This is a genomic window from Novosphingobium sp. (genome assembly GCF_040398825.1).
GTDB lineage: Bacteria > Pseudomonadota > Alphaproteobacteria > Sphingomonadales > Sphingomonadaceae > Novosphingobium.
In genome coordinates, this window is the sequence record NZ_JBBATI010000047.1 from 1 (window position 1) to 20,059 (window position 20,059).

At 64.3% G+C, this 20,059-nt stretch carries 24 protein-coding genes; 16 read left to right on the forward strand and 8 right to left on the reverse strand.

Features of this window, described 5'->3' with window-relative positions; translation table 11 throughout:
- Positions 1-105 precede the first annotated feature (105 nt).
- Positions 106-1,254, forward strand: a complete 1,149-nt coding sequence (gene dinB, locus ABWP89_RS16955) for a DNA polymerase IV (protein ID WP_353230800.1) — start codon at positions 106-108, stop codon at positions 1,252-1,254.
- Here dinB and ABWP89_RS16960 read toward each other — a convergent pair.
- A complete protein-coding gene (locus tag ABWP89_RS16960; protein WP_353230801.1) occupies positions 1,243-1,776 on the reverse strand; it encodes an NUDIX domain-containing protein in 534 nt (177 codons plus the stop codon). The genes dinB and ABWP89_RS16960 overlap by 12 nt on opposite strands.
- Complete coding sequence (locus ABWP89_RS16965) at positions 1,773-1,973, reverse strand: hypothetical protein (RefSeq protein WP_353230802.1); 201 nt, start codon at positions 1,971-1,973, stop codon at positions 1,773-1,775. Before ABWP89_RS16965 ends, ABWP89_RS16960 begins: the two co-directional genes overlap by 4 nt.
- Between ABWP89_RS16965 and ABWP89_RS16970 the strand changes: the two genes are divergently transcribed.
- On the forward strand, positions 1,972-2,349 hold the full coding sequence (locus tag ABWP89_RS16970) for a hypothetical protein (protein ID WP_353230804.1): 378 nt from the start codon (positions 1,972-1,974) through the stop codon (positions 2,347-2,349). The genes ABWP89_RS16965 and ABWP89_RS16970 overlap by 2 nt on opposite strands.
- Positions 2,350-2,352: 3 nt before the next feature.
- Here ABWP89_RS16970 and ABWP89_RS16975 read toward each other — a convergent pair whose 3' ends face one another.
- The gene (locus ABWP89_RS16975) at positions 2,353-2,811 is read right to left on the reverse strand and encodes a Dps family protein (RefSeq protein ID WP_353230805.1); all 459 of its coding nucleotides are present in this window, start codon (positions 2,809-2,811) and stop codon (positions 2,353-2,355) included.
- A 186-nt stretch (positions 2,812-2,997) separates the two neighbouring features.
- On the opposite strand from ABWP89_RS16975, the gene ABWP89_RS16980 reads away from it, so the two are divergent.
- The 3 genes from ABWP89_RS16980 to ABWP89_RS16990 all read left to right on the forward strand — a co-directional run bounded on the left by ABWP89_RS16980 (position 2,998) and on the right by ABWP89_RS16990 (position 6,739).
- Complete coding sequence (locus tag ABWP89_RS16980; RefSeq protein WP_353230837.1) at positions 2,998-3,912, forward strand: sulfite exporter TauE/SafE family protein; 915 nt, start codon at positions 2,998-3,000, stop codon at positions 3,910-3,912.
- 47 nt (positions 3,913-3,959) lie between these two features.
- On the forward strand, positions 3,960-4,706 hold the full coding sequence (locus ABWP89_RS16985) for a TIGR02186 family protein (RefSeq protein WP_353230838.1): 747 nt from the start codon (positions 3,960-3,962) through the stop codon (positions 4,704-4,706).
- Positions 4,707-4,996: 290 nt separating this feature from the next.
- A complete protein-coding gene (locus ABWP89_RS16990) occupies positions 4,997-6,739 on the forward strand; it encodes an ATP-binding protein (RefSeq protein WP_502915319.1) in 1,743 nt (580 codons plus the stop codon).
- A gap of 161 nt (positions 6,740-6,900) precedes the next feature.
- Here ABWP89_RS16990 and ABWP89_RS16995 read toward each other — a convergent pair whose 3' ends face one another.
- From ABWP89_RS16995 to ABWP89_RS17005, 3 genes are read right to left on the reverse strand one after another with little or no spacing between them, the layout of a single operon-like run.
- Complete coding sequence (locus tag ABWP89_RS16995) at positions 6,901-8,379, reverse strand: MATE family efflux transporter (protein WP_353230807.1); 1,479 nt, start codon at positions 8,377-8,379, stop codon at positions 6,901-6,903.
- Complete coding sequence (locus tag ABWP89_RS17000) at positions 8,376-8,912, reverse strand: YceD family protein (RefSeq protein ID WP_353230809.1); 537 nt, start codon at positions 8,910-8,912, stop codon at positions 8,376-8,378. Before ABWP89_RS17000 ends, ABWP89_RS16995 begins: the two co-directional genes overlap by 4 nt.
- Positions 8,909-9,418, reverse strand: a complete 510-nt coding sequence (locus ABWP89_RS17005; protein ID WP_353230841.1) for a ubiquinol-cytochrome C chaperone family protein — start codon at positions 9,416-9,418, stop codon at positions 8,909-8,911. The genes ABWP89_RS17000 and ABWP89_RS17005 overlap by 4 nt, the downstream gene beginning before the upstream one ends.
- A gap of 287 nt (positions 9,419-9,705) precedes the next feature.
- Here ABWP89_RS17005 and bamE point away from each other — a divergent pair, with 287 nt between their 5' ends.
- The 3 genes from bamE (at position 9,706) to hslU (ending at position 12,294) form a co-directional block, all read left to right on the forward strand.
- Complete coding sequence (bamE, locus tag ABWP89_RS17010) at positions 9,706-10,230, forward strand: outer membrane protein assembly factor BamE domain-containing protein (protein WP_353230842.1); 525 nt, start codon at positions 9,706-9,708, stop codon at positions 10,228-10,230.
- 64 nt (positions 10,231-10,294) lie between these two features.
- Entirely contained in the window at positions 10,295-10,885 is a 591-nt protein-coding gene (gene hslV / locus ABWP89_RS17015) for an ATP-dependent protease subunit HslV (protein WP_353230810.1), read from the forward strand.
- A gap of 107 nt (positions 10,886-10,992) precedes the next feature.
- Positions 10,993-12,294: an ATP-dependent protease ATPase subunit HslU gene (gene hslU, locus ABWP89_RS17020; RefSeq protein WP_353230812.1), complete on the forward strand. Its 1,302-nt coding sequence runs from the start codon at positions 10,993-10,995 to the stop codon at positions 12,292-12,294.
- A gap of 24 nt (positions 12,295-12,318) precedes the next feature.
- Here the strand turns inward: hslU and ABWP89_RS17025 are convergent, their stop codons facing one another.
- The gene (locus ABWP89_RS17025; protein WP_353230813.1) at positions 12,319-13,734 is read right to left on the reverse strand and encodes a peptide MFS transporter; all 1,416 of its coding nucleotides are present in this window, start codon (positions 13,732-13,734) and stop codon (positions 12,319-12,321) included.
- A 126-nt stretch (positions 13,735-13,860) separates the two neighbouring features.
- On the opposite strand from ABWP89_RS17025, the gene ABWP89_RS17030 reads away from it, so the two are divergent.
- Both ABWP89_RS17030 and ABWP89_RS17035 read left to right on the forward strand, forming a co-directional pair.
- On the forward strand, positions 13,861-15,111 hold the full coding sequence (locus ABWP89_RS17030; protein WP_353230814.1) for an MFS transporter: 1,251 nt from the start codon (positions 13,861-13,863) through the stop codon (positions 15,109-15,111).
- Between the two features lie 12 nt (positions 15,112-15,123).
- Positions 15,124-15,318 (forward strand): DUF1737 domain-containing protein, encoded by a 195-nt coding sequence (locus ABWP89_RS17035; RefSeq protein WP_353230816.1) that lies wholly within the window; start codon positions 15,124-15,126, stop codon positions 15,316-15,318.
- Positions 15,319-15,324: 6 nt separating this feature from the next.
- Here ABWP89_RS17035 and ABWP89_RS17040 read toward each other — a convergent pair whose 3' ends face one another.
- Positions 15,325-16,746: a peptide MFS transporter gene (locus ABWP89_RS17040; protein WP_353230818.1), complete on the reverse strand. Its 1,422-nt coding sequence runs from the start codon at positions 16,744-16,746 to the stop codon at positions 15,325-15,327.
- 222 nt (positions 16,747-16,968) lie between these two features.
- On the opposite strand from ABWP89_RS17040, the gene ABWP89_RS17045 reads away from it, so the two are divergent.
- The 6 genes from ABWP89_RS17045 (at position 16,969) to ABWP89_RS17070 (ending at position 20,034) form a co-directional block, all read left to right on the forward strand.
- A complete protein-coding gene (locus ABWP89_RS17045) occupies positions 16,969-17,643 on the forward strand; it encodes a glycoside hydrolase family 19 protein (RefSeq protein WP_353230820.1) in 675 nt (224 codons plus the stop codon).
- A 132-nt stretch (positions 17,644-17,775) separates the two neighbouring features.
- Complete coding sequence (gene msrB, locus ABWP89_RS17050) at positions 17,776-18,267, forward strand: peptide-methionine (R)-S-oxide reductase MsrB (RefSeq protein ID WP_353230821.1); 492 nt, start codon at positions 17,776-17,778, stop codon at positions 18,265-18,267.
- 56 nt (positions 18,268-18,323) lie between these two features.
- The gene (locus ABWP89_RS17055) at positions 18,324-18,551 is read left to right on the forward strand and encodes a hypothetical protein (protein WP_353230823.1); all 228 of its coding nucleotides are present in this window, start codon (positions 18,324-18,326) and stop codon (positions 18,549-18,551) included.
- A 334-nt stretch (positions 18,552-18,885) separates the two neighbouring features.
- Positions 18,886-19,116: an AbrB/MazE/SpoVT family DNA-binding domain-containing protein gene (locus ABWP89_RS17060; protein ID WP_353230825.1), complete on the forward strand. Its 231-nt coding sequence runs from the start codon at positions 18,886-18,888 to the stop codon at positions 19,114-19,116.
- Positions 19,106-19,534, forward strand: a complete 429-nt coding sequence (locus tag ABWP89_RS17065; protein ID WP_353230843.1) for a PIN domain-containing protein — start codon at positions 19,106-19,108, stop codon at positions 19,532-19,534. Before ABWP89_RS17060 ends, ABWP89_RS17065 begins: the two co-directional genes overlap by 11 nt.
- A gap of 260 nt (positions 19,535-19,794) precedes the next feature.
- Positions 19,795-20,034, forward strand: a complete 240-nt coding sequence (locus tag ABWP89_RS17070; RefSeq protein ID WP_353230827.1) for an HTH-like domain-containing protein — start codon at positions 19,795-19,797, stop codon at positions 20,032-20,034.
- Positions 20,035-20,059: the final 25 nt, after the last annotated feature.

The window sequence follows — 20,059 nt, forward strand, 5'->3', positions numbered from 1 at the left end:
CCCCACCCGACCACCAATGATACCATCATGCTATGGTGGTCGGGTGGGGAGGCGGGGCGCGGGGTCTGAGTCGCGCGCAGCGCGACCTCGTTTAAGGACTCTCCAATGGAGCAAGGGCCCGATCATGTTGATAGCGGATTCGTGTCCGGATTTCGCAAGATCATCCATATCGACATGGATGCCTTTTACGCGAGCGTGGAACAGCGCGACAACCCGGATCTGCGCGGGCGGCCGGTGGCGGTGGGTGGATCGGCGGCGCGCGGCGTGGTGGCGGCGGCCAGTTATGAGGCGCGCACCTTTGGCGTGCGGTCGGCCATGCCATCAACCCGCGCCGCGCGACTGTGCCCTGCGCTGGTGTTCGTGCCGCCGCGGTTCGATGTCTATCGCGCGGTCAGCCGGCAGATTCATGAAATTTTCCGCGATTATACCGCGCTGGTCGAACCGCTGTCATTGGATGAAGCCTATCTGGATGTGACCGCCGATGATCGCGGGGTCGGTTCGGCCACGCGCATTGCGACACGTATTCGCCAGCGGATCGCGGCGCAGACGGGGCTGACCGCCAGCGCGGGGGTATCGTACAACAAGTTTCTGGCCAAGCTGGCGTCGGACCAGAACAAGCCCGACGGGCTGTGCGTGATCCGCCCGGGTGAAGGTGCGGCGTTTGTCGCGCGGCTGCCGGTGGCGCGGTTCCACGGTGTTGGCCCGCGCGGGGCCGAACGGATGGCGGCGCTGGGCGTGGCGACCGGCGCTGATCTGGTACAGATCCCGCTCGACGTGCTGCGCGTGCATTTCGGGGCGCAGGCCGATTATCTGTACCGCGCTGCGCGCGCTATCGATCTGCGCAGGGTGGAGCCGGACCGGCCACGCAAATCGGTGGGCGGCGAACGCACGTTTGACATCGATATCGGCACCGGCCCGGCGTTGCGCGCCGCACTGGCCGATATTGCCGCGCTGGTCTGGGCGCGTGTGGAAAAGGCCGGCGCGCGCGGGCGGACGGTGACGCTGAAGCTGCGCTCCGCTGATTTTCAGACGATTACGCGCGCCCGGTCATTGCCACGGGCGGTGGCCGGGCTGGATGAATTTGCCGCGCTGGGCCGCGAACTGCTGGATGCGCTGTTGCCGCTGCGCCAGCCGGTGCGGTTGATGGGCCTGACGCTGTCGGCGCTGGAAACCGCAGTGGTTGGAACCGGCGCAGATAGCGATGATGCGATCGGCGCGGGCCTGGGCGACGGGCAGGGCGCGTTACCCTTTTGATCCCGCCCATTCGCGCCAGCGCGCCAGATAGGCATGCACCGCTTCGTGCGTGGCGGCGGGCAGCGCGTCGGGTGGTGCCAAGGTGACCGCGCTGATTTCGCGCCCATCGGCGCGCGGCGTGCCGGTGATCCGCCCGGCCACCAGCGTGATGCGATTGGTCCACCCGCCCGGCATGGTGCGCAACAGCTGTGCCACGGTGCGCGCATCGTGGAGCGTGCAGCCGGTTTCCTCGGCCATTTCGCGCGATGCTGCCGCGGGCGCGTCTTCGCCCGGCAGCCGCCCGCCGCCCGGCACCAGCCAGTGTTCGGCCAAGTGGTACGAATGGCGGACCAGCAACAGCCGGCCATCGTCGGCAAAGCCCAGCACCATGATCCCTTCAACCTCTTGCCGCAGCACGCCCCACAGCCACAAGCGCCACGGTTGCACTGTGCGCAGCAGCGCGCGGTGCCATCCGGCCGGCAGACGGGCCACCACGCGATCGGCAAACCTGGCGCCAAAGCCGGCGGCCCGCCGCCGCGTCATGGCGTCAGGCGCGCTGGCAAGATTTGCGCGCGCACCTGTGCCAGGGCGAAACGCAGGCCAATCCGCCGGTCCTTGCCGCTCGACAGCCGCGCCTGCGCTCTGCCATGGTCGGCACGATTACGGGTAACAAAGGGTTTCACACGGATGATCCTGTCAGCGGCATTTTCGGTGGCATTGTCGGCAACATCGCTGATCATGGCAACACCGGCGGCGGCTGGCCAGCGCCAGGATGCTTCGCCAGGCTATGCCCGGGCGATTGATTGCGCGGCGGGGGAAGCCGTGCTGGCCGGATTGCTGGGGGCGGCCAACCCCGATCCGGCCGATCGCGCCACCATCGACCGGCTGGACCTGTTGGCACAGGGCTGGTTGCGCGTGGCGCTGGCGCAGGCCGACAGTGTGGCCGATGCGCGCACCGACCTGGCGCAGGCGCGCGCGGCGCTGATCGCCGATCTGGCCACTGTGCATGATCCCGACCGGCTGACCGCACTGCTCGACGCGCGGCTGCGGCCCTGCGCGCTGCGGACTGAGGAGGCCGCGCCGGGCGCGGTGGACGCGCCCGGCACGATTGGCTGAGCTTCAGCCCCCCAGGATCTGCGTCAGGAACCACGCGCGCTGTTCGGCCTGGTCGGTCCAGTCATCGCTGGCGCCATCGGTGGCGTTGTCGCCGGCCGCATTGGCGGCCGCCTTGGCCGCGCGGATGCGCGCGATCAGCGTGACCGTGTCATCGCGCAGCACGCGGACCATGGTCATCGCGTCCAGCCCGGCGCGATCGTCATTGGCGATCGTGGTGTGCGCGGCGATCGCGCCGATCGAGGTCAGCGTGGCCCCGCCGTTTTTGCGCACGCGTTCGGCCACCACATCGGTCAGCGCGAACAGCTGCGTAGCATGATCGTCAAACAGCAGGTGCAGATCGCGGAACTGCGGCCCGGCAACGTGCCAGTGGAAATTCTTGGTCTTCAGATACAGTGCGAAAAGATCGGCCAGCAGCCCGTTGAGGCTGTCGATGAGGGCTGTTTTGGAGTTGTCGCCCGGCATGGTCTGTTTCCTGTCTGGTTGGGGTGAGAACCGGCCTTAGCGGATGGATGCTGACAGGCGTAGCGCATAAGTATGGCCTCAATGATTGCAAAAAGCGATCAATGGCACCCTTGCTGCAGTTTCACGCAAACTAATGCCCGGTCGCGATTCCCAATCCCGCCGGATTGGGGTAGCGTGCGCGGCAACGTGGATGTGTACCTTCCCATTGCCAACCTGGCCGTCAATGGCTGGGTGATTGTCGCGCTGGGCGCGCTGACCGGCGTGCTGTCGGGCATGTTTGGCGTCGGCGGCGGGTTTCTGACCACGCCCCTGCTGATATTCTATGGCGTGCCGCCCACCGTGGCTGCGGCCTCGGCCGCCAGCCAGGTGACCGGGGCCAGCGTATCGGGCGCGCTGGCGCATGCCCGGCGCGGCGGAATCGATTATCAGATGGGCGCGGTGCTGGTCGCGGGTGGCGTGATCGGCACCGGGCTGGGGGCGTTGCTGTTCCGGCTGCTGGCCGCGCTCGGCCAGATCGATACGGTGATCAACCTGCTGTATGTGATCATGCTGGGGTCGATCGGGTCGCTGATGGCGGTCGAATCGTTTCGCGCGGTGCGCGCGCGGCGCACTGGCGCGGCGTTGCCGGCGCGGCGCCGGCGACACCATCCGCTGGTCGCCAGCCTGCCGCTGCGCTGGCGGTTCTATCGTTCCGGCCTGTATATTTCGCCGTTGGCGCCGCTGCTGCTGGGGGTGCTGACCGGCATGCTGACGATGCTGATGGGGATCGGCGGCGGGTTTATCCTGGTGCCGGCGATGCTGTATATCCTGGGCATGGGCGTGACGGTGGTGGTTGGCACATCGCTGTTCCAGATCCTGTTCGTGACCATGGCGACGACGATGATGCACGCGCTGACCACGCGCGCGGTCGATCTGGTGCTGGCCAGCCTGCTGCTGATCGGGTCGGTGCTGGGCGCACAAGTCGGCGCGTTTCTGGCGCAAAAGGCCAAACCCGATGTGCTGCGGCTGGTGCTGGCGCTGATCGTGCTGGCGGTGGCGGTGCGCATGGCGCTGGGGCTGGGCTGGCAACCCGATGAAATTTATACCGTGGTGGTGCAATGATCTGCGCGGCATCGCGGTGGCGCGCAGGGCTGGCCGCGGCGGTGCTGATGCTGGGCGCCGCCACCGCACCGACGCTTGCGGCCGATACGGCGGCACCGGTGCTGGTTCCCGAAGTTTCGCAGCACGCCATCCATGTCGAACAGGGTTTTACCGGCGCCGATCTGCTGTTGTACGGCGCGATCCTGACGCCGGAAGGCCGGGCGGTTGCCCGTGATTATGACATTGTGGTGGTGGTCGAAGGGCCGCCCCGCGCAGTGGTCGTGCGCGAAAAGCAAAAGGTGGCGGGCGTATGGGTCAATGCGGTCAGCAGCCGGTTCCGGTCTGCCCCGGGGTTTTTTGCGGTCGCATCGTCGCGACCGGTGGCCGCGATCGTCGATGCGCGCACCGCGTCGATCTATGAACTCGGGCTCGACTGGTTGCAACTGTCGCCGATCGGGTCGATCGACCCGGCGCAGCAGCAGCACTTTGCCCGTGGGCTGGTCGCGCATATGCAGCACATGGGCCTGTACCACGAAGACAGCGGCGCGGTCACCATCAGCCACCAGGTGCTGTACCAGGCGCGCATCGCATTGCCATCCAGCGTGCCCACCGGCGATTATACCGCCGAAACCTTTGCCATCCGCCAGGGCCGCGTGCTGGCATCGGGGATAACCCGCATTCGCGTCGAAAAGCAGGGCTTTGCCCGGTTCATTGCCGACCGGGCCGCGCATGCCGGGCTGGCCTATGGCCTGTGTGCGGTGCTGTTGTCGGTGACCATGGGCTGGATCGCCGGGCGGCTGTTTTCGCGGGTGTGATTTGATGCATTGACGTGCAGTCAAACCACCCGCCCCGCCCGGCGTTCCTTGTGCGACGAACACGATGTTTTCGTCGGGCACCGACCACCAATGATACCATCATGCCGTGGTGGTCGGCTCCTCGGCAAAAACGTCCCCCGGACGTTTTGTGCTCTTGGTCGCGGGTGGCGGGGCGGGTGGTTTGTGTCGTGCGAAGCGCGACCGGACAACACGCGTTAGGCTGGTCTTAACCGCTATTGGCCTAGGCCATGCGTTGTCGGCGGTTGTATGCCGGCGGGGGAAAGGTTTCGATGTCGGATATGAGCAGGCATGCCGTGTTCAAACCCGTACAGCCGGCTGAGGCCGCTGGCGGGCACAGCGACGGCGACAGCGGTTCCGGCACCATGCCCCCCTTGCCGCAAAACGAAGCGCAGGTCAGCCTTGACAATGCGCGCCTGCCGATCGGCGTGGTGCGCGATGTTTCGGGCGGAACCGCGATCGTGGTGCTCGATCTCGACCGGCTGGACCAATGCCTGGCCGATGCGGACCCGTCGATTGCGATGTCGGGGCAGGTCGGCAGCCAGGTCAAGATCAAGGTCGGCCATACCTGGCTGATGGGTGTGGTGCGCACGCTGCGCCAGGCCACCCGCGATGAACAGCACGGCGGTGTGGTGGCCGAAGTCGACTTTCTGGGTGAGGGCGATACCGAGCGGCTGACCGGCAATATCTATGCGTTTCGGCGCGGGGTGACCCGCTATCCCATGCCCGGCGCGCTGGCATATGTCGCCACGCGGCAGGATCTGCGCCAGATCTATGCCAGCGACGGGCGCGCCAATGTCGGTATCGGCACTGTGCACCCGACCCGCGACATCCGCGCCGGGCTGTATATCGACAGTTTTCTGGGCAAGCATTTTGCGTTGCTGGGTTCGACCGGCACCGGCAAATCGACCTCTGCCGCGCTGATCCTGCACCGCATTTGCGAGGCCGCGCCCCAGGGCCATATCGTCATGATCGACCCGCACGGCGAATACTGTTCGGCGTTTCGCACGCGTGGCGTGGTGCTGGACGTATCGAACCTGCAGATGCCGTACTGGCTGATGAATTTTGAAGAACATTGCGAAGTGTTCCTGACCGCCAGCGGGCCGGACCGGGTGGTCGACGCTGATATTCTGGCGCGCTGCCTGCAACAGGCGCGGTCGAAAAACCGGCTGGCCACCTCGATCGGCAAGATCACCGTCGATTCGCCAATACCCTATCTGCTGTCCGACCTCGTCAACGTCCTGCAGAACGAAATGGGCAAGCTGGACAAGGGCACCGGATCGATCCCCTATCAGCGCATTCGCAGCAAGATCGAGGAAGTCCGCGCCGATCCGCGTTATCAGTTCATGTTTTCGGGCATGCTGGTCGGCGATTGCATGACCGATTTTCTGGGCCAGGTGTTCCGGCTGCCGGCGCAGGGCAAACCGATTTCGATTATCGATGTGTCAGGCGTGCCATCGGAAATCACGTCGACCGTGGTGGCGGTGCTGTCGCGGCTGGTGTTCGATTTTGCGGTCTGGGCGCGTGATGAGGAAACCCGCCCAATCCTGCTGGTGTGCGAAGAAGCCCACCGTTACGTGCCCAACGAGCGCAATTCGGATGGATCATCGGTGGCGCGCGTGCTGTCGCGCATCGCCAAGGAAGGGCGCAAATACGGTGTGAGCCTGGGCCTGATCACGCAGCGCCCGTCCGACCTGGCCGAAGGCGTGCTGTCGCAGTGCGGCACGATCATCGCCATGCGGCTGAACAACGAACGCGACCAGGCGCATGTGCGCGCCGCCATGCCCGAAGGTGCGCGCGGATTCATGGATGCCATCCCTGCGCTGCGCAACCGCGAATGCATCGTTTGTGGCGAAGGCGTGTCGATCCCGATGCGCGTGTCGTTTGATGATCTGGATGTCGCACTGCGCCCCGCCTCTGCCGACCCGTCGTTCTCCACACAATGGGGCAAATCGGGCGGTGAAGAGGAAATGCTGGAACGCACCACCCAACGCTGGCGCGCGCAGAGCCGTTGATACGAAAGTTCACTGACGTGAACTCAAACCGCCCGCCCCGCCTCGCGAGCCCGACCACCACAGCATGATGGTATCATTGGTGGTCGGGCTCGCGAGGCGGGGCGGGCGGTTTGAGCCGCGCTTTGCGCGGCTTTGTCTAACGGAGTTCTGTTGCGAAAGACTCAGGCCGGTTCGGGGCTGGCCCTTGCATCAGGAAACGCCGCGACCAGTGGCGCCTGTGGGCGCCACCCGACAAAGCGATAGGCCAGCCACGTGAGTATGACCGCGATCAGCGACCCCACTGGAAAGCTCAGCCAGATCGCGTCCATCCCCAGCGCGGGATAGGCCAGCGCGTAAAACCCCATCCGCCCGGGATACATCGCAATGCCCAGCACGATCAGCGGCGGCAATACCGTGCCCGCTGCGCGCATCGTGCCGAACAGCACGATCGTCACGCCAAACAGGATATAGCTCCAGCTCGCCAGGAACTGGATATGCCGCGCCAATGGCACCGCCGGGCTGTGTGCGCCCAGAAACAGTTCCAGCACCGGGCGGTCAAACGCCAGCAGGGCCAGTGTCATCAGCCCGGTCATCGTCACGTTCAGGATGATCCCGGCGCGGGTGATCGCGCCTAGCCGGTCATACAGCCGCGCGCCGATGGTCTGTGCCGCCATCGCGCTGACCGCGGCCGAAATGGCCATCGCCGGCATCGCCAGATAGGTCCACACCTGCAGGCTGGCGCCATAGGCGGCGCTGGCGGTGGCGCCTTCGCGGTTGACCAGCCCGACCATGACGATCCCGGCCATCGACACCAGCAGCATTTGCGCGCCCATCGGCAGGCCCTTGGTCACGATAAAGCGCAATTCATCGCGGTGCGGGATCAGATAGCGCAATTCGCGGCCCTTCAGCCGGATCGGCCGGTTGCGTGCATACAGATCGATGCAGAACGCCACCATCGCCACCGTCGCGGCGATCGTCGATGCCAGTGCCGATCCGGCAATGCCCAGCGGCGGAATCGGCCCGAACCCGCCGATCAGCAGCGGATTGAGCCCGATGTCGAGCGTGACCGACAGGATCATGAACCGCAGCGGCGTGACCGCGTCACCCGATCCACGCAGGGCCATGCCGACGATCACGGTGATCATTTGCACCGGCATGGCGATGAAAATCACCCGCAAATAGGCCAGCGCAAACACATAGACCGGCTGCGGCGTGGACATCGCATGCAGCAGCGCGGGCGCGCCAAACCAGCCGATCACCGCCACCAGCAGCGACAGCCCGACGCAAAACCCCAGCGATGTGCCAAAGGTGCGGCGCGCGGCATCGACATTGCCCGCACCAAACGCCTGGCCCACCTTGACCGTGGCGGCCATGCCAAACCCGAAGGTGGCGGCAAACACCAGAAACATCACGACATTGGCGTTGGCAGTGGCGGCCAGCGCGCTGCCACCCAGCATGCGCCCGACCCAGATGGCATTGACCGTGCCGTTCAGCGATTGCAGCACGTTGGACATCAGCGTCGGCGCGGAAAATCGGAACAGCGTGGACAGGATCGGCCCGCTGGTCAGATCGCGGCCACCCGGGCGCGCGGGGTGGCCATCCGTCGGGGCGGCGGGGCCGTGCGCGTGCAGGTCCGTATCCTGTGTGCTGATCTCGCTCATTCGCCGATTTTCAGGGCGCCCAGTGCGGCAAACGCGCCATTGCCGGCTGCACCGGCCAGTTTGTGTTCGGCGCGCGCGCGATCGGCCTCTGGCCCTTCGGCAAAGGGGTCGATCGCCAGCGCCAGAGTCTGTGCCAGCGCCTCACCCAGGTCAAAGCTCAATCCGTCGAACGCGATTTCGTCGCAATCGTCGGCGGTCAGTTCGATTTCGGTGTCGGCGGGCGCGTTTTCAGCGGGCGTGGCAAAGCGCAGATTGACCGGTTCGTCGATCGCAACGTCAAAATCCTCTGCCGAAATGGCGCAGGCCTGGATTACGTCGGCGCGCAGGCGACCGGTCACGGTGATCGCGTCGCCGGTGTTCGCAAACGTGACCGTGGCCACCAGCCGGGTGATCGCAGTCAGCCCGAACCGACCGGCCAGCCGCCGGCATTCGGTCGCATTTGCGGTCACATCCTGCACCCCGGCAGGCAACAGGCGGACATCGATGATCCGCACGAATTCGCCGCCATCGGGTGCAGGCAGTCCCGAACTCACCGGCCGATCTCACCTTCAAGCACGCGATGGCCCGGCACCAGCGCCAGCCCCGCGGCAAATGCGCGCGCGCGCTGCGCCACCAGCAGCGGATCGGTCCCGTCGATCAGGCTGACATTGCGCGCGACCACGACGGCGGTGGCCTCTGCCCCCGATTCCAGCGCGTCGCGATAGGCACCCAGCCGTCCGCCCAGCGTGCTCATCAGCTTGCCGATATGTTTGCCCACCATCAGATCGCCAACCCCGCCGTTGCGCAACTGGCCATCCATGTCTTCGACAAAGATCTCGGTCAGCCGCACCGATGGTTCGATCAGCGCGGGATCGCGCTCCATCCGGATCAGCACCAGCGCCAGGATCAGCGTGATCGCGTCAAACCGCCCGGTGACGGTGTCGGCAATCCCGCAATCGCGATACCATTCCTTTTCGCGCGCGATTTCCACCACACGCAGCCACAGCGGGCGCAGTGCCGCGCGGGGGTCGGGGCTGGGCCGCAGCCATTTTGCGATCATCGCCTTCACGTGTCTGGTCCGTTCCTGTTCGTCATGGGCTAATCATCGCCAGCCACTCGCCGTGCGCAGCCCGCCATTGCGGATACGCGCTTTGCTGCCTATGGCAGGTGATATAGGCACGCCGGGCGCGAAGGCAAACGGCCTGCGGTGCAGTTATTGAATGAAAAGCCCGGCGAGCGGCGCAATGGCGTTGGCGGACGATCGGCAAACAGGTGCAAAACGTGGCGCGGAATCAGGACATGGTAGTGCGGCAGGACATGGTAGCGCAGCAGGATATGGCAGTGCGGATGGGGTGGATCATTGGCGGGCGTGCAGGATCGCTGCGGGCGGCCCTGGCCTGCGCGCTGGCGCTGGGCGCGGGCGGGTGCAGCACGATCCGCGATCACCGTGGCTATCTGGTCGATCCGGCGCTGACGCAATCGGTGCTGCCGGGCGTCGACAACCGCCTGTCGGTGGAACGGTCGCTGGGCCAGCCCACGCTGAAAAGCCAGTTCGGGCAGTCCGCCTGGTATTATGTCTCGCTCGACACCGCGCAAAAGCCGTTTACCCGCCCGCGCATCCAGGGTGGATCGATCATGCGGGTAGGGTTTGATCCCGCCGGCAATGTGCAGATGGTCACGCGCGGTGGTGTTGAACGTGCGGTGCGCATCGAACCCGACCTGCACAAGACGCCAACGCTGGGCCGCGATCGTACATTCTTTGAAGACCTGTTCGGCAATATCGGCAGCGTCGGCGCCTTGCCCGGCGCGCAGGGTGGCCCAACCGGCGGCGGCGGCCGAGGCGGTGGCGGCACCGGACCCAACGGCAGCTAAGGCCTGATGCACGGCCCGGCGGGTTGCTATTGAACCGCCGGCGCTGGCCCCCATATCGGCACGCATGAATGACCATGCGGCCAGCCACGGCCTGATCCAGTGGCACGGAACCACCATCATCGGCGTCCGCAAAAACGGGCGTACCGTCATCGCCGGCGACGGCCAGGTGTCGATGGGCAACACCGTGATGAAACCCAACGCGCGCAAGGTGCGGCGGCTGGGTGCGCCCGGCGCTGACGGGCGCGGGCCGGTGATCGCGGGGTTTGCCGGCGCCACCGCCGATGCCTTTACCCTGTTCGAACGGCTGGAGCGCAAGCTGGAGGCCAATCGCGGCCAATTGCTGCGCGCCGCGGTCGAACTGGCCAAGGATTGGCGCACCGACAAATATCTGCGCAATCTGGAAGCGCTGATGATCGTCGCCGATGCCGAAACGCTGCTGGTGCTGACCGGCAATGGCGATGTGCTGGAACCCGAAGCGGTCGATGGCTGTGTGATCGCGGCGATCGGATCGGGTGGCAATTATGCGCTGGCCGCCGCGCGCGCGCTGACCGAATACGAGGCGGATGCAGAGGCGATTGCCCGCCGCGCGATGAAAGTCGCCGCCGACATCTGTGTTTACACCAACGACCGCGTCACGCTGGAAGAGGTCGGGTAATCGTTGATTACCCGACCTCTTCCAGTTCCTTTTGTTTTCGCATCGTTAGTGGCAAAAAACCGGTTCCCACTTTTTTGCCCGATGCTTGTGAAGAAGTTGGCTGAATCATGACTGACATGCTTACCCCAAAGGCGATCGTGCGTGCGCTGGACGAACACATCGTTGGCCAGCGCGACGCCAAACGCGCGGTTGCGGTCGCGCTGCGCAACCGCTGGCGCCGCCAGCGGCTGAGCCCGGCGCTGCGCGACGAAGTCAGCCCCAAAAACATCCTGATGATCGGGCCGACCGGTTGTGGCAAGACCGAGATCAGCCGGCGGTTGGCGCGGCTGGCCGATGCGCCGTTTGTAAAGGTGGAGGCGACCAAGTTTACCGAGGTCGGCTATGTCGGTCGCGACGTCGAACAGATCGCGCGCGACCTGGCCGAAGAGGCGATCCGGCTGGAAAAGGCGCGCCGCCGCGAAGCCGTGCGCGAAGCCGCCGGCAAGGCGGCGATGGACCGCCTGCTGAAGGCGCTGGTGGGCGACGGCGCGAGCGAGGCCACGCGCGAAAGTTTCCGCCAGCGCATCGACCAGGGCGCGATGACCGATGTCGAAGTGGAGATCGAGGTCGAGGACAGCCCCGCCATGCCGATGGACGTGCCGGGCATGCCCGGTGCGATCGGCATGATCAACCTGTCGGAAATGATGGGCAAGGCGATGGGGGGGAAACCCACCAAACGCCGCAAGCTGCGCGTGCCCGAAGCGTGGGAAAAACTGGTCGACGAAGAATCCGAAAAACGCATGGACCAGGATGATGTCGCACGCGTCGCGCTGGCCAATGCCGAAAACAACGGCATCGTGTTTATCGATGAAATCGACAAGATCGCGGTCAGCGACATGCGCGGCGGATCGGTCAGCCGCGAAGGCGTGCAGCGTGATCTGTTGCCCTTGATCGAAGGGACCACGGTGGCCACCAAATATGGCCCGATGAAAACCGACCACGTGCTGTTTATTGCCTCGGGCGCGTTTCACTTGTCCAAACCCAGCGACATGCTGCCCGAATTGCAGGGCCGCCTGCCGATCCGGGTGGAATTGCAGGCGCTGACCGAGGACGATTTCGTGCGCATCCTGTCGGAAACCCGCGCCAACCTGGTCGAACAATACAGCGCGCTGCTGGCGACTGAGCAAGTGACGCTGGATTTCACCCCCGAAGCGGTTCGCGCAATTGCCCGGATTGCCGCGCAAGTGAACGAAAACGTCGAAAACATCGGCGCACGCCGGTTGCAGACGGTGATGGAAAAGCTGCTGGAAGAAATCAGCTTTGAAGCGGAGGACCGCACCGGCACCACCGTCCTGATCGATGCCGACTATGTCGCCGACCGGCTGGCCAGCCTGGCCAGCAATGCCGACCTGTCGAAATACATTTTGTAATCGGGCTGGCTGGCCGGACCGCGATCACACCGGCGCGGTTTCGCTGTCCGGCCCCATCCAGCGGCGCAAAGGCCGCGCGATCAGCAGCAGCAGAGCGCCACCGATCCCGGCGAACCCGGCAGAGGCGATCCAGAACTGCGTGGGGGTGACCGATGTGTACCAGTTGCCCATCGGCCCGCTGATCAGGCTGGCGGCAGTCACCGACAGCGCATAGACGCCCAGCATTGTCCCGCGCAGGCGTTCGGGCGCGCGGGCGGCAAACAGCGATTGCACATAGGGCGCGAAACAGGCCGCCCCGGCGTTTGATCCCAGGTGGAACGCGATCGGCAGCCAGATTGGCGCGCGCCCGCCCGCGGCGGAAAACAGCGGCGCCGCTGCCAGCAACAACATGGTCGTGGCAAACAGCAGGCTGCCCCACGCCATTTTCACCAGGATGTCGGGTTCCACCCCGCGCCGCGCCATCGCGCGAAAAGTGAACAGCAGCAGCGGGATGAACACCGCCGGCGCAAGTCCATCCAGCGATTGCAGCCACGGCACCGGCACGGCAAAGCTGCCGACGGTCATATCGACATGGTCGCGCACCCACAGGTTATAGACATTCCAGATTTGCGCCTGGCTGGACCAAAATGCGACCGAAAACGGCCAGATCAGCAGCAGCGCCACAATATTGCGGCGGTCGGCGGCGGTCATCGGCGCATGCGCGCGCGGATCGCTGCGCGGCGGTTGCGGCGGCAGATCACGCGATCCGGCCAGAAACCACACCAGCCCGATCAGCATGCCGAACCCGGCCACCGCAAACCCGGCGTGCCAGCCATAATATTTGGCCATCGTGCTGCACACCAGCGGCGCGATGAACGCGCCCAGGTTGACTGCCATGTTATAGACCTGAAACGCCTCGCCCAGCCGGCGGTCACCAGCGGCGTACAACGCGCGGATCTGCGGCGAAAGATTGCCGCGCAACAGGCCCGCACCCAGCATCAGCGCGACCAGCGCGGCCAGAAACGTGGCATCAAACGCCATCAGAAAATGGCCCAGCGTCATCGTCAGCGCACCGATGGTCACCCCGGTGCGCCGGGTGATCACCCGGTCGCCCAGCCAGCCGCCGATCAGCGGCAAAAACGTAATGCCCGCAAAATACAGTGAAAATGTCTGGGTCGCGATGGCGGTATCGCTCATCGTGCCAAACGTCCGCGTCAGCATGGCGTGATAGCTGGTCCAGCCGGCGACATGCACCACGCGGTCCGGCCGCAGCAGTTCGCCGGTCATATACAGCACCAGCATCGACACCATGCCGTGCCACGATATGCGGTCCCACAGCTCGGTCCCGCTCAACACCCACAGCCCGCGCGGATGGCCCAGCGGCCCGGGCCGCTGGGTCGTGACAAAGCGATCCACCGGTTCGATCGGGTCTTCCGATACAACGTCGATCGATTGGGCCATGCTGTGCGTGCACCTTTTTTGTGGTCTGGCAATGCGTAACGGTTGCGGGCGGGGCTGCAAGCGCGTTGTATGGCCGGGCGGCAGCGACACAGTGCGGGGCCAGCGGGCAGGGGACGCAATAACCGCATGAACGATCTGACCCGCGCCGCGCCCCGGTTCGTCTGGGCCATGGGCTTGTGCAATTCCGCCTATGGCTTTTGCTATGCCGGGGTGCTGGTGACGATGCCACAGGTCATGGCCGCGCACGGGGTGGGCGAACCGGTCATCGCCGGGCTGACCGCGCTGGCCGGGGTGGCATCGCTGATGACTTTTCTGATTGCGCCGGTGCTGGATACCATGGTCAGCCGGCGGGCCTGGTCGCGGGGGCTGGGCATATTGGGGGCGGTGCTGACCACGGTCATGCTGGCCGTGCCACCAACCGGGCCGCTGGTCGCGCCGCTGATGATGGCCGACGCGCTGACACTGGTCATGTTGACCACGTCGCTGGGCGGATGGCTGGGCGCGGCGCTGCCAAAGGATATGGATGAAACGATTGGCGCGTGGTTTACCATCGGCAACGGGGTCGGGTTCGGTATGGGTGCGCTGTGCCAATATACGCTGGTCACCGCGCTGCCTGCGCCGCTGGGGCCGGTGGCGGTGGGCCTGGTCGCGCTGGTGCCGCTGGCGTTGCAGCGGATCATTCCCTCGCCCGATCTGGGGCGCAAGGCGGTGCGCGAAAGCTTTGGCGCGCTGGCCCGTGATCTGTCGGTGCTGATCCGCCAGCCGCTGGTCCTGCGCATTGCGGTGATGTTCGTGATGCCCTGCGCGGCGTTTACGCTGACCAATGCGTTTGGCGGGATGGGGCCGGATTTCCATGCCTCGGCGCAGATGGTCGATGTGGCCAACGGGCTGGGCGTCGCGGTGATCGGCATGCTATCCGCGTTGGCTGCGCGCTGGTGCCTGGGGCGAATGGCGGCGCCGCTGTTGTACCTGGGGATCGGCATCGTGGGCGCGGTGTTTACTGCGCTGGTGATTGGCCTGCCGCATACTGCCCCGGTTTACCTGCTGGCGGTGGTCGGCGAAAATGTTGCGCAATCTTTTGCGCAAGTGTCGCAGAATGCCATTATTTTCGGGTCCATCCGGCGGGGCAGCCCACTGGCGGCATCGCAATTCGGGCTGCTGACCACGGCGATCCTGGTGCCCTATGCCTATATGCAGGCGCTCGATGGCTATGGCTATCACCTGGCGGGCAATGTTGCCGGGTCGTTCTGGATGGACGCGGGGGTCAGCCTGGCGGGATGCGCGGTAATGCTGGTGCCGGTGCTGCTGTGGCTGCGCCGCGGCGAATTGACCGCGCCCGATGATGATGAACCGGTTGGAGACGGCGTGCCCGGGTGATAGGGTGCCCCCATGTACCAGACCCCCGATGACCGCCCGACCTATCGCCTGCTGACTGGCAAAGACGACCGCGCCTTTTGCGAACGCGTGTCAGAGGCGCTGGCCCAGGGCTGGCGGCTGTACGGATCGCCCACCATGACCTGGGATGCGGGCGAAGGCTGCATCAAGGTGGCGCAGGCCGTGTTATGGCACGAACTGGTCGGCTGACGCGGTTCAGGCAGGCACGGGTGCCGGTGCCGATTCAGGCCGGCTGATCCGGCGCAACAGGGGCGCGACCACCAGCAGCGCCGCGCCCGCCCCGCCGACGATCGCTGCGGTGGTTGACCAGAACGTGAAACCGCTGACGCTTTCGTAAAACCCGCCCATGTTGCCGGTGATCAGTTGCGCCACAAATATTGCCAGCACATTGACCCCCAGCATCGTGCCGCGCCAGCGATCGGGCGCGGCATCGGCATGGTACGCCAGCATGATCGGGGTGACAAAGCACCACCCCAGGTTTGACAACAGGTGAAACGCCACCGGCAGCCCGATCGGCGCGCGACCACCGCTGCCAAGCCATGGCCCGACCGCCAGGATCATTGTCGCCCCGCCGAATATCATGCACCCGGTGGCCAGCTTGGTCAGGATATCCGCCTCTGTGCCCGCCACCCGTTGCCGTGACCACAGCGCCAGCAGCATTGGCGTCCACACCAGCGGCGCGATGCCGTCCAACGCGGTAAACCACGGGATCGGCACCGAAAACGTGCCCAGTTTCAGCGCGACATGATCGCGCACCCACAGGTTATAGACATTCCAGATCTGCGTCTGCGCGATCCAGAACGCCACGTTGACCGGCCAGATCGCCAGCACCGCGCTGATCCGCCGCCATTCGGCCCGCGTCAGCGGCGGCGCCGGCACCCGCTGGCCCCGGCCCCGGCGCACCGGATCGGGCGGCAGATAGGACAGCCCCGCCACATAAACCACCAGCCCCAGCGCCATGCCCACCCCGGCAAAGCCGAACCCGACATGCCACCCATACGCCGCCGCCAGCGCGCCCGTCACCAGCGGCGCCACAAATGCGCCGATGTTGATCATCATGTAATAGATCTGGAACGCATCGGCCGCGCGCGGATCGCCATTGGCGTACAACGCGCGCACCTGCGGGCTGAGATTGCCGCGAAACAGCCCCGCGCCCACATTCAGCAGCACCAGCGCGACCAGAAACGTCGCATCGAACGCCATCGCGAAATGCCCCGCGGTCATCGCCAGCCCGCCCAGCACCACCGCCCAGCGCCGCGACAGCACCCGGTCGCCCAGCCAGCCGCCCATGATCGGCGTCAGATAGGTAAACGCGCTGTACAGCCCGAAAATTTCGACCGCCAACGCCTCTATCGACAGCGGCCCGGTCAGCGTTTCTATCATTCGGCGATAGGTGCCAAACCCCGCCACCCCGCCCACGCGATCGGGCCGCAGCAATTCATCCGCCATATACAGCGTCAGCATGGCCTGCATGCCGTGGAACGACACCCGGTCCCAGAATTCGGTGCTGGCCATCACCCACACCCCGGCCGGATGCCCCAGCACTTCGCGTCGCAAATGATGTGGCACCACCCCCGCATCGGGCAAAACGCCGTCTGTGCCCGCCAGTTGCGACATGTTCCCGATCCCCCAGGTGTGTGAGACGGCAGCCTATCACCGCGATCGACGCGCGCAATCGCCCCGTGGAGCAATGCACGCGCCATTCGCTATCCACATGAAATGGTTTATATTTCTACGTCGCGTGCAACAACACAAAAGCGATGACATCTGTTCAAATGCGCGATATTGTAATAACCGAATCCAGTCGTGTTGGTTGGTCATAGTCACAGGGCTGGGCTGATGAAAATTGACGAACTTTATGCCGATGTCGCGCCCAATGCGAAGGACAATTACAAATCCGGGCTGAAGCTGGCGATGACCGCCATTGACAATTTCGGCATTCACGGCCCGCTCAGAACGTCGCATTTTCTTGCGCAAGTGCTGCATGAAACCGGCGCAGGCCAGGTCTTGTTCGAAAATCTCAGCTATTCGACCCAGACCCGGCTGTTGCAGATATTCGGCGTCGGCAACCATTCGGCGGCGATCACGGCGGAAGAGGCACCAGGGCTGTTGCACAACCCGGTCGCGCTGGGTGAACGCGTGTACGGGCTGGGCAATCCCAAAAAGGCCAAGGAATTGGGCAATACCAGTGCCGGCGACGGGTATAAGTACCGCGGCGGCGGCGCGCTGCAAACCACCGGCCGCGCCGCGTACCGCGCGATGGGGACCCGTATCGGCGTCAATCTTGAGGCGAACCCGGCGCTGATTGTCGACCCGTCGCACATCTTTCTGCCCGCGTTGCAGGAATGGAATGACGGCCATCTGAACGCTGTGGCCGACGCAAACAACATCCGGCGGATCACGCTGGTCATTAACGGCGGACTGAACGGCCTGGCAGAGCGCAAACAGTGGTTTGCCAAGGTCTGGAAAATCGCCAGCAATGGACAGCCAGTCCCGCCCTTTGCCACCAGCTGATTGCATTCGGGCGGAACCCGGTAGCGCAGTGCGGGCGTAACAACCGGTTCGTTCGGGCTAACAAAGCTCGGCAAAATTCCGTATCGTGTTCCTGGAGCTCGCCTGTCCGCGGAGCTCCCGAGAGGGTGCGAGATGGATCGGCGTGAATTCATGGGAATGGCCAGCGTTGGCGCTGTGGCGCTGGTGTTGGCGGGGCGTTACGCGCTGACGCATAAGTCTGCCGCATCGCCCGCAGGCGTATTTCCGATACAGCACAGCGACGCGCAGTGGCAAAAAATGCTGTCCCCCGCCAGCTATCGCGTCCTGCGCCAGGCAGGCACCGAAACACCCTTTACCAGCCCGTTGCTGAACGAACACCGCAAAGGCTTTTTCCATTGCGCCGGCTGTTCAAAGCAAGCATTTGATTCTGCCACCAAGTTCGACAGCCATACCGGCTGGCCCAGCTTTTGGCAGGTGCTGCCCAATGCCGTCATCCGCCGCCCGGATCATTCCTTCGGTTCAAACCGGACAGAGGTTGTCTGCAGTGATTGCGGCGGCCATCTTGGTCACGTATTCAACGACGGGCCCCAGCCGACCGGTCTGCGGTTTTGCATGAATGGGGTTGCGCTGACTTTTCGATCGTAGAAAATCAAACGAGAACAAAGCTGAAACTGTCTGCGCGACGTCGGAAAGGAAATGACATGACCGAAATTTTCCATGGTGTGATGCGCGCCATCAGCAGCCTGATTGGCCTGGCGATGGTGATGATGGGCGGCATCTGGATCCTGCAGGGATTCAACATTGCCTTTCTCGACAGCTTTATGGCCAACGACAAGCAGTGGGCGGTGTGGGGTGCGTTGCTGGCGGCGGCGGGTGTGGGCCAGATGGTGTGGAGCAACACGCGCGAAAGCTATTACAAAAGAAAGTAACCGCCGCCGATCTCCGGCGCCGCAGGACGAGCATGGCAGGTGGCTTGTTCAGACCAGCAAAGCGCGCTGAATTCCATATATTTCCCCCGGAACCCTCCGGAAACCTACCGTCCCCGGAACCCCCTGGCCTTCAAAAGGCAGCGGGTTCCCGGCTCAAGGTCGGGAGGACGAAGGTTGGTGGGGCAGGGATGGTGTTGGGGCTTGCCGGCTTGGTGGGCCGATAGGGGGCGGCGTTCCGGCGGCGCAACACATAATGCCCTGTCATGGCAAAATCCATGGATTGTGATGATATACGTTTTCGGTTAGTATCGGGTCGGAAAACGGAGGAATGTCCATGCAAGTCGCCCGTTGGGGAAACTCGCTCGCCCTGCGCCTGCCAGCCTCCGTGGTGAAGGCGCTCGATCTCAAGGAGGGCGATCATGTGACGATTGTCGCCGCCGACGAACGTGAATTCGCAATCCAGCGCAAACCCACCTCTGCGGAACTGATCGAACGGCTGAAGAAATACCGTGGCAGCCTGCCTGCGGATTTCAAGTTTGATCGGCTTGAGGCCAATGCCCGCTAGCGGCGACTTTCTGGACAGCAATGTCTTGTGCTATGTGTTCAGTACCGATGACGCCAAGGCCGATCGTGCCGGTGCGTTGCTGGCGAACCGTCCAACGATTTCCGTGCAGGTTCTTGCCGAAATCTGCAACGTAGCCAGGCGCAAGACGCGGCGTTCATGGGCAGAAATCGAAGACATCATCGATACGGTCAGTGGCTTGTGCGACATCGTGCCGTTGACGGTCGATGTGCAAGCACAGGCCCGGGCCATTGCTTCACGAACGGGCTACACGATCTACGATGCCCAGATATTGGCGGCAGCGGGCAAAGCGCGTTGCGTGCGGGTGTGGAGCGAAGACATGCACCACGGCCAATCCGTTGAGGCGTTCGGGGTGAGAGTGGAGATTGGAAATCCGTTCGACCGCAGCGATAATGGCTAAACTGGCGAATTCAGGGCGCTGCGTAAACGATCGCTGGCAACAGGCAACTGGTGCGGCCAGCGAAGGTCTGAAAATTCAATATACTGTCCACCGAACTCCCCCGGAACTCCCCGCCTGATTGAGCGCTCATTATCGCATGCCGTGCCGGGAACTCTCATGCAAGCTATGCTACAGCACGCTCGCGTAGCAATAATCTAATTGCATAAAGCTAAATACGAGGCTACCCGGTTGCCCACGTCGCTTTTTAAGGAGCAAGCATTGTGGCCGTCATCGACACGATCGGGATAATTAAAGCGGCAATCGATGGTTCGCCGCGCAACAGCTACAGCGCAGAGCTCCATCTCCAGATGATTAAATACGCGGATGAACTCCAGGGCATGACGGGAAAGGAATTCTGTGAGGCACTAGGCATCAGCACGACGTACGGCACTGAGTTTTCGAAAATGCGAAAGATCGCCGGTCGGCTCAAAGCTGCAGGCCTGGACGTAAGCAGGATTTAAGTTCTTGCGTATGTTGCAAATACCG